The organism is Frankia sp. AiPs1 (genome assembly GCF_023716945.1).
Lineage (GTDB): Bacteria > Actinomycetota > Actinomycetes > Frankiales > Frankiaceae > Frankia.
The window spans coordinates 1-544 of record NZ_JAMQQF010001182.1; the positions used below are offsets into that span (position 1 = coordinate 1).

Annotated in this window: 1 pseudogene; it reads left to right on the top strand. The window is 80.9% G+C overall.

The features are described 5' to 3' along the window. Positions 1-544, top strand: a pseudogene (locus ND748_RS33545) (hypothetical protein); the annotation flags it as partial.

Here is a 544-nt window from a genome sequence, read left to right on the forward strand (position 1 = left end):
GGGCCGGCCTCCGACGGCCAGCCTCAGGCCGCGGCCGGGGAGCCGAACCCGGGCCGGCGCAGCGGGCCGGGCAACGCGATGACCCCCTGGGCGCCCATCGGTGCGCAGCCGGACCGCGGGGACCTGGACCCGAGGGCGGCGGCCGACACCGGACTCAACGGGAACTCACCCGGCGAGGCTCCCGCCGAGGCGGCTGGGGCAGGGGCTGCGGCTGGGGCCGCGGAGGCGGCCGTCCCCTGGCGGCGGGTGCCGGATCACGGCGTCCCGGACCCGACCGCGTCGCGGTCCCTCGACGAGGCGCCACCGGCTGCCGCCGCGCCCGGGCACGGGCCGGAACACAGCGATCCGAGCGCGCTGAGGGCGCCGATCCCGATGGCGATGGCGCCACACTGCGTGACGGACGCGGAGGAGTCGTCGCCGGGGGCGCAGGTGCCGGCCGGCGCGCGGACTGCCGGGGCCGAGAATCTGATGGGCGCCGAGGCGTGGGAGGGATCGGGGCCGGTGGCTCACCCGGCCGGCCCCGGCCGGCCCGGCGGTGCGGGCG